Below are 8476 nucleotides of genomic sequence, written 5' to 3' on the forward strand. Positions count from 1 at the left end.
ACTGGTCGAGACTCTGCACCGGTAGCCCGGATCGATCCGCCGACCGTGCCCGATACCATGTCACGAATCGTTCTTCGGCCACCGATGTCGGAGTTTGCGGATCAGCTGGTTCGTTGCTGCGTTCGTCGAATTCGAAACCGCGTTCGTCGATATCGCCGGTGAGTTCCGAATTCCGCAGGGTTGCGGTGCCTGGTGCATCGGCATCGCGTGCGGCGGACTGGGATTTCCGGGTTGCGTCGAGCGGTGTTTCGCCCTCGAGTTGCCGGGCCGCCGTGTCGGTTGTCGTACGCAGCTGCGCCGACATTTCCGAAGCGGCGTCCCACTGCGCCTCCATCTCGCCCGCGAGCATGTCTTCGAACGGATCACGAGGTTGAGCTGTCGTGCCGGTGACTGTGAGCATCAGCAGGGTTAGTCGTGCGACTTCCGCATTCAGCCGTTGGACCTCTCGATCGGCTCGAGTGAGGTTTTCGGATGCGGTGGTGTCGGTGTCCGATGCGCGGGTCGCCGAAACCCGATCGTGCTCGACTCGCAACCGCTCGCGGATCACGCGCATGCGCTCCCGCTCGATAACCGTGCGCTCGCGTGCCTCGCGCAACTGCGGCAACGACTGTCCAGCGCCGGATGTGTCGACCACGCCGCGGCGCTGCAGAACTCGATCGAGGTGCGTGACGACTTCATCGATGCGTGCCAGCGCAGTGGCTGTGCCCGTCGCACTGGCCACGGCGGTTACCGGAAGATCGGACGGGCTCAGCACGGTGCATTCGACGTGGCCCGCATTGTCGACCTGCACATATCGATATTCGACCTCGATTCCGGCCTGCGAGAGTGCATTCAACGTTTCCGAGGCGAGGAAGTGCTCGGGATCGGCGAACGGCGACATGATCGTGAGTCGGTTGTGGTCGAGCCGGGCCCAACGTCCGATCCGTCGCCCGCTCGCCTGCTCCAGCCATCGCAGCGCCACGTCGGCCGCCGCTTGTATCCGGAGCGTCTGCCGGTCCTCGGCGAACATTTCCAACTGGCGGAGCAATCGGTCCTGCCGCATCTCCTGGGCAGGAGTCAATTGATCCGGATCCGGATTCCTGGCGAACTCGCTCTGCAGGTGCGTGCGGGATATGAACGCTTCCTCGTTGACCTCATTGATATGCGAAGCCCAATCCGGTCGGTCCGCCATGGGCTCCGCCGTCATGACCGGATGCCACGGCTGTGCCGCCGCCGCTTGCTCGCCCGGCTCGTCCGCGGCGCGTAGCGGTGCGGTTTCCTCGGCCGGATTGCTGGACTGCCACAACCGGTCCTGCCGTTGTGCACGCGCGGTCCGCACCGATTCGGGTAGCTCCTCGACCAGTATTCGGCCCGACAGATCTACCCGCACCCGGCGGGTGACCACCGGGATTCCCAGCTGTTCGATCGCGGCCCGGGCTGCTTCGGAGAGTGGAGAATCCTGACCGTCTCGGGCGAACATTTCCACTCGGAGGCTCTCGATGAGCAATCCGGTCGCCCCGACCGGGTGCCCGATTCCGGCGGCGACCACTTCCTGGACGGCCAAGTCCTCCGCTCGTGAACGGGCACCGGTCAATTCGGCGGCGATTTCCGCGTACTGCGGAGCAGCTGAATCGATGGTTTCGCGCAGTACCGCCAATTGCATGACGCGGGCGTAGGTGTGGTCGCCGAGGCGAGACTGCGCGTCTACCACCCGATCACGGAGCGCGTTCAGATCCAGATCCGCAGGGGCGGTATCGTCCTCCGTCCATTCGGTGGCGCCCAGCACCTCGGCGAGACCAGCTGCGGCAGCCAGGGCATCGCGTACTCGACGCAGGAGCTCCGATCGTTGCCAGGCTGCATCACTCATCCGCTGAATCTGTTTCGCCAGTTCGCCGGTGGGCACATGGTCGAATTCGGAGTATGCGCTTTCGCCCGCGGGGCCGCCGTCGCCGAGCAGGCCGCCTCGCTGACGATCTATCAGACCGGCGAGCACATCCATCGGATAGCTCTGGCCCGCAGCGACTTTCATCTGACGCATGCGCTGCTTGAAGTTCGCCTGCGCGGCTGGTGTTCTGTTTCGCCACGCTCGACCCAGTGCTACCGCTGGACCGTTCGGCTTGATACTCGGGCGGGAGCCGGACATAGCCGGAATCGGTCCGCGATCGCTTGCCCGTGCCATTGCCACGGCATTCCGGCGCTCGGCATCCGCCCAAACCTCGGCCACCGTACGGCCGGTTAACAACGCCTGCAGCGCGTAAGCCGGATGCGTGAAATCGACCGGTATGTCCTCGTCTGCGTCCTCCTGGAAGGCACTCTTGAACTCATCGCTCACCTTGGGTGCGGCGAGTCCGATAGCGATATGCGCCTCGGCCAATGCTTCCGCTGGCCGGAAAACTGGCTGATCGCCCAGACTGGGTTCGGCGATACCCGACCAGTGCTCTGCCACTATCCGGCGCATAGCGGCGTCATCGTGCTGTTGTTGCCATGCCTCGAACAGCGTCGCGAGCTTTACCTTTCCATTTACCCTCTGGACGCCGACGGTATTCAGCCAATCGTCGAATGCCTCTTGGTTTTCGAATCCGTTCAACCACGCATAGAAGGCCGGGTACATGAAGTCTTCGTCGCGGAGGACCTGGCGATGTCGGCTGTAGCCGTTGAGCTGGTCCAGCCAGTGGTCGAAGCGCGTATCCGGGCGTAGAGCCTTCGCCTTCAGGAGTCCCCGGAAATGGTTGTACAGGAAACCAAACGCCCTCGCCTGCGCTGATGTGCGCCAGATATCGCGATCAGCGGCTTTGGCGCGAGGATCACGCAGATGGGCCAGCTCGTGGCGGACTGTGTCGTATACACCATCGTCGGTCGCGGATATCAGATTGTCGTTCTGCCGAATTTCTGCGATGTTCGCGGCATTGTTCAATCTATTTTCGTTGAGAAACACGACACGGCATCGGAAGCTACGCGACATCGGTCCCGCCATGGCAATGCTCTTGTGCCTGAGTGGAACCACCGCCAGCACTTCTATGCCAATATTCGGTTCTTCGCGGAATTCGTCGACGACAGCGTTCCGCACCGACATCGCGGTCTCGACGGAAAGCTTCTCGAGGCCAAGTACCTCAATGCCGTAGGAGTCGAGCAATTCGCACGCGATTGCCTGCTTGATACTGCGCTCGGACTCCGACTCGGGATTCGCAGCGGTGGGTTGGGAATTCGCCGCCGCAGATGCGGTCTCGTCAACGTCGATCTCGTGGTCGGAATCTGATGCCATCACCTGCATGCCGACGAGGATGACCGGCTGGTCGGAGCCGACCGCCCGGGCAGGATTGCCGGAGCCAGGCTTTCCGGCGCGGTCGTCGGCGGTGACCACGGGCCGCGGCGGAGTGGCTGATTGCCGAGCGGCGCTCGGGGAAGCATTCGGTATCCACTGGCCGCGACCCGATTTCGCCGTGGGCCCCGCGCCGGGCTTGCTCTTGGCTGGGCTGGTCCCCGCCGAGGGGGCCTTCGAAGCCGGGACCTGACCGTCCACAAGACTGAGCATTTGGTCGGTCGGTACGGCGGCATTTGCGGATAGGTCGTCGTTGCGTTCCGCAGTCGTAGTTGGACGCGCAGGGATCGAGCCGGTGACGGCACCTGTGCTGGGTGCAGCGGCGGAATCCTGGGATCGCGCCGCTGGTGCAGGGTTGTCGGATGCGCCCACCGAGACGGTCGGGAACTGTGTCTGCACCGCGGCGGTCATACTGTGTACTGCGGCGAGCTGGGCCGGGCTGAGCTCGTGGCCGCTCTGCAGCGCGTGGTGTGCTTCGGTGAAGTACCCGACTTCGGCGTCCGTCAAGTGAATGAGGCTGTCCAGCAGCGCGTTTCGCAGCTTTTCGCCCAGCCAGTTGCCGAGTTGGCCCGGTTGGGGAGTTTGCCATCCGTCGAGCTGCGCGGAATGGAATCCAGCCGCGTTGATTGCGTGCGCGAGTTGCTGCACCGGTTCGGGTGGCGTGCCGTGCGTCCCGTCCCAGCCCAGCACGGTGAGCACATGCTGGTAGGTCGCCGCCCCGAATCGCCGCTGCAATATGTGTGCCGCGGCCGGATCACCGCTCTGTGCCTGCTGCAGGACCTCGGCTGTATCGGCCAGCAACGGCCTGCCGGACTTGCTGATTTTGTCGTCGAGCAGCGACTCTTGCCCTGCTGTGGCAGCGTTGAGTGTGCCACCGGACAATTCCTGTGGCATTTGATTGATGAAGTGTCTTCGGTTCGGGTCCTCCGACTGGGTTGTCGGGGGCGCGTGTGCCGACGGGCCGGGGGTATGGCTGCCGCCGCGAGCCAGTTGGTGTTGCGCGCCCGCCAGCTCTTGCAGCGGCGTGGCCAAGTCACGCAGATTCTTCTCGGCTTTGGTGAGCCGCGCCTGCGTCTCGGCGGTCGGCGCCGCCTGATGTTCGGCGGCGGCTTGGTGGTACTCGTTGACGTACTTGACAACGACCTGCTTGACCATCGGGTTGTTAGTGGGGGCGTAGAGGCCGTCGGTGGGTGCGGTGTAGTACTGGACACTGCCCGGTTCGCCGTTGCGGGCGGCGCGATTCTCGGCCTGGATATCGATATCGCGAGACAGTGCGGACCGGCCGGTGACCGCGACATGCAGGCCGCCGAGGTCGCGGGCTGCCCCGCTGATCGGGATGTCGACTCCGCGGGCGCCCTGCATATTGATGATCAGGACCTTGCCCTCTTGACCCGCCGCATCGAAGATCAGCTGCAGATTGTCCTCGGCGCTGGTGCCGTGCTCGAGGAACCACTTGGCGTCCACCGCGATGAATTCCACGTCGGGGTGATCGGTCTTCATGACGTTCGCCAGCGCTCCGACGAGGTCATTGCGATCACACAGAATCAGCTGTGGGCGCCCGGTTTTCTGCATCTCCTGGGTATCGGCGGCAACCTGCTTCAGCTTGGCTGTCTCATCCGCCGAGATCGTGTCCTGCCTGACCTCCAGCTTGGAGTCGGTGAAGCGGTCGATCTTGACGACATCGCCCATGCCGAACCGGCTTTTGAGGGTGCCCGCGGACCCTTCGGCGGTGCCCGACGCACCGGTTATCTGGTCGTAGTTCTCACTGCTGAAAAGTTTCTGTGCCGTAATGGATTTCGAGCTGTTCGGGTCGTTGCGGATGGCCAGCTCGTGCTTCGCTTCGATCGCCTGGGCCAGACCGCCGTTCCAACGACTCTCGCTGGAGGTTTCCGGATCGAACATCACCTTGTGGGTGGTCTGGTCGATGATGAATATCCGTTCCTGCCCGTCGATTTCGTGCCGGACATAGTGCACGTTCTCGACGTATTCCCATTTGGCGGAGGCCGCCATATTCAGTCGGCCCAGCTCGTCGTCGGTCAGTGCGCGGCCCAGCTGGCGTTCCAAGCTCTGGCGTCCGGTCTCGGTCAGATTCGCCGGTCCGCCGCGTTGGTCCGCGGTGCGGCCGAAATCGGATTCGGTCAGCACACCCCGGTCCAGGCATTCGCTCAGGAAGTCGCGGGCATCGGTGACCTGCGCGGCGACCTCGGTTTCGGCGAGTTGGCCCGCGCCGTCGGACAGGATGTACTGGGTGTCGGCGTGCACGAGCGCCTCGTCGATCTCGTCGATCGCGGCGCGCCGACCCGGCACCCAGTTATCGCGCAGCGCGGCGAAACCGACATCCTGCTGGGTACCGATGTAGATGGTCGGTTTGCCCGGCTCGGGGGGTGGTGGTGCGGTGTCCGGGTTCATGCGCACTACCTCGATACCGAGCGGGCCCAGAACCTCTTTGTATCGAACGAATTCGCGGTTGGCGAGGTTATCGCGAGTGGTGATCACCTGCACCGCACCGTGTTCCATGGCATCACGGGCCGCGTGTGCCAGGAAGACCAGCGACTTGCCCTCACCGGCGTCCATATTCACCGGGCCATCCCGCATCGCCAGCATGGCGGCGACCTGGGTCCAGCGCAGCACCTTGTTCTCGCCACGGCGGATGGTCTCGATCAATGCGGCCGTCACCTCGGCCTGGTCACCGCTGCGCAACATCTCCACCAAGGTTTCCTCGGAGGCGTTCACCAAGCGCTGTTCTTCCGGCAGATCCGGTGAGCAGCGATCCGCGTAGTCCTGTAGGGCGTCCTCGGCGGTCTGTCGTCCCGCAGATGGTTCGGCCGCATTCGCTTCGGCAGTGCTTTGTGTAGTCGAACCGCTATCCGCGTCGGCGGCCGCGGAGTGCGGCCGTGCGCCATCGGTCGCTTCGGGTGCGGTGGTGTGATCCTCGTCGGGCGTCCGATTGTGTTGGACCGCTGGTTCGTCGGTGTTGGTGTGGGTGTTGACGGGATCGTTGTCGGCGGGGTGCGCAGGCGTGCCGTCGCTTGGTTCGGATGCCGTTGGTTGTTTGCCTGTGGCGCCGGCCTCGTCGGGGCGCGGATTGTGTTGGACCGCTGGTTCGTCGGTGTTGGTGTGGGTGTTGGCGGGATCGTTTTCAGCGGGGTGCGGCCGTGCGCCGTCGACTGGTCCGGGTTCGGCCGGGTGCTGTCCGATCGATGCGGGCGCATCGTCGGGCGCGTGATCGTACTGTTGAGCCGGTTGTTCGCCGACCGGTTCGTCGAGATGGACGCTGGCCGGGGTGTCGTCGGCGGGATGAGGGGGCGGCTGCTGCCCACTCGTCGCCCTATCGATGGGGTCGGGCCGCACCTCGGGGGTCGCGATGCGGTCGGGCCGCACCTCGGGGGTCGCGGTGTGGTCGGAAATGGTGGTGGGGTCGTGGGTGGTGCCGGAGTGCACCGAGGTTGCTGTGAGGTCGGCCTCGGCCGTGACCCCGGGCTTGTTCGCCGGCGAATCGGCGGGTCGCGGTACCAGCGAGCCGGCCTCGTCCGGACCGAGGGCATTGACGAGGACCGGGGTCTGCTGGTCCTGTGGCACCGGTGCGGCCAGATCCGGTGGTGGGGAGCTGGTCTCGGGAGCCACCACCCGGCGGCGACCGCCCCGTCGCGGTGCGCCCCCTTCCGGACCGGGTTGACGGTCCCGACCTCGCTGCTGCGGCCCTGCCGGATTGTCCTGGCGGGCCCGGGCCGGGCGGCCGTCGGCGGGATGCGCGGCCGCCGCATCGGCCGGGCGAGCGGCGGCGGGCGCCGCCGCGGCGTCGGTGGGGCGAGCGGCGGTCGGCGCTGCCGCGGTCGCAACTGGTTGCGGTTGTTCACTATCGGTATCGGCGGGGTGCGGTCGTGGACCGTCAGCGGTGTCGGAATCGGCGGCATGCGGTCGTGGACCGCCGACCATTTCGGAGTCGGCCGGGTTGGGTCCGCCGGATGCGGAAGATTCATCCGGTGCCGGACCGTCCTGAGCGTCTGGCAGGGCCTCCGGTTCGTCGGAAGGTGTGCGCACATCGGCCGGTTTGTCGTCGGCGGGATGTGGCCGGGCGCCGTCGACCCCATCGGTGTCGGCAGGGTGCTGACCCCCGGATGCGGCGGCGTCATCGGGGGTGGGACCGCCCCGCTGAGCCGGATGTGGGCTCGCTGGTTCGTCCGCGTTGGTGCGGGCACCGCCCGGCTGGCCATCGGCGGGGTGCGATACCGGAGCAGGCGCGGGTTCCTGCACTGAGCTGGGGCCGACCGCGACGGGCCGCTCCGAGGTGACTGGCTCCTTCGGCGCGGGATCTGGCTGCCGAATCGGTTGCGGGGTCGGCTCGTCAGCGCGTTGGCGTGCGTTGGTCGGCTCGTCGGGGCGTTGGCGTGCGTGGGGCGCTTCGTTGTCCGCGGGGTGCGGACGCTGGCCGCCCGCTGCTGTCTCGTCGGGGTGTTGCCGGGCGTTGACCGCCTCCTTGTCGCCGGGATGCGAACTCGGCCGCTGATCAGTCGCTGCCGGATCGGCGGCGCGCGGGCGCGGGCTGCCGTCAGCGCCATGATGCGCCGGGCCGTCGCCGGCTTGGGGATTGCCCGGTTGTCCTGGCGCGCCTTGGGATTGGGTAATTATCGGGGGCGTACCAGAAACGTGCGGTGCGTACAGTGTCTGCAGCCGCGGTGCCTCGTTCGCCACCACTACCGCGTCGGGGTGCTGGACTTGCTCGACACGGGCGTTGTTGACGGCATCGGGAAGCGGGCTCTGCGAATCCTTGGGCTTCCAGATGCTGATGTTGTAGTCCTCGCGGATGAACGGCGCCGGTGCCGTGTTGAAGTCGTTCGCCGGTTGCCGCAGCCGTGTGACGAGTTGGTTGAGCTGCTGTTGCTGGGATCCGGCCGGGTCGGCCGGGTTGAAGTCGCGGGTGAGGATGCCGTGCTCGGCGAGTGCGTCGACTAGTGCCTGGGTGAGCGGACGTTGACCGGTACCGGTGTTGGCCTCGGGGGCGACGGGCGCGGTGACCTCGGGTACCGCGGTCTCCGGAGTCTTTGTGGCGGTGCGGATTTCGCTGGCGCCGTGGGCGGCGGCGCCGAGGAATCCGCCGGTGACGGCGGGGAGCAGGCCCTCGGTGAGGGCTTTGGTGGTGAAGGGTTGACCGGACAGCAGGATGGAGGTGAGGGCGCC

At 66.0% G+C, this 8476-nt stretch carries 1 protein-coding gene and 1 pseudogene (1 of these 2 only partly in view); one reads left to right on the plus strand and one right to left on the minus strand.

The window, feature by feature from the left end; translation table 11 throughout:
- On the minus strand, nt 1-7990 hold the 5' end (the start) of the coding sequence (locus tag ACIBJI_RS39090; protein ID WP_397088085.1) for a LuxR C-terminal-related transcriptional regulator. 49076 nt of this gene lie to the left of the window's left edge; 7990 of the gene's 57066 nt are visible here — the first part of the coding sequence; the start codon lies at nt 7988-7990; its stop codon lies off the left edge, out of view.
- Between the two features lie 279 nt (nt 7991-8269).
- Between ACIBJI_RS39090 and ACIBJI_RS39095 the strand changes: the two are divergent.
- Nucleotides 8270-8476 (plus strand): annotated as a pseudogene (locus tag ACIBJI_RS39095) (PE family protein); the annotation flags it as partial.

Source organism: Nocardia sp. NPDC050408 (genome assembly GCF_044458905.1).
Lineage (GTDB): Bacteria > Actinomycetota > Actinomycetes > Mycobacteriales > Mycobacteriaceae > Nocardia.